The organism is Pedobacter sp. 01N416, from assembly GCF_056399685.1.
This window is the reverse complement of the sequence record NZ_JBFTRT010001027.1, coordinates 1-614: the sequence shown is the minus strand read 5'-3', so window position 1 is coordinate 614 and position 614 is coordinate 1. Positions and strand designations below refer to the sequence as shown.

The 614-nt window shown below is 46.1% G+C and carries 1 protein-coding gene; it reads left to right on the top strand.

The features are described from left to right. A partial coding sequence (locus AC1DND_RS29055; protein WP_477586468.1) for a TreTu family toxin occupies positions 1–614 on the top strand: 614 nt, incomplete at both ends.

The window sequence follows — 614 nt, the reverse complement described above, 5'->3', positions numbered from 1 at the left end:
GACCCAGATGGGAGATGGGATTGGTATCAATCTGCAGATAACACAACAGTAAAATGGTTTGATGGAGATGGGGATCAGGAAGGTTATAAGCATATTGGATCAAAGGGAGCTGTAATTAGTGGAAATGGCGCTGTTAATTTAAACGATGATGGGTCGGCAACTAATGCTCAAACTGGGGAGTTTGCTACTTCTTCTACAAGTGGGCAGACAAAAATTGAGGCTAATCAAGAAGCTTCATCGATAAGCTCAATGAATTCACTGGGGCAAAAATTGGCCATGTTTGGGTTTAAGTTCGAGCAGTTTTTGGCTGGCGCACGTGCGGGAAATGAGATAGCTCCTTCCGCACCTACTAAATTTTCAGCACCAGCGATTACTACGGGAGAGATAGCCACTAATGGCGGAGTAACTACAGTAGGGCGCTGGATGTCTCAAGCGGAAGCGACAGCAATGAAAAATGGTTCGCCAGCAGCTGTGGGGGCGGGTGGAAAAACATCGGTTACTGTAGGAGGTTCAAATGTTTGGAGCTCAGCTCAGCCAGGCTCTGTATATGTTGAGTTTCAGGTTCCTACGAATAGTTTAGTTCCTGGAGGTGGGCCAGGTATTTACAGTATACT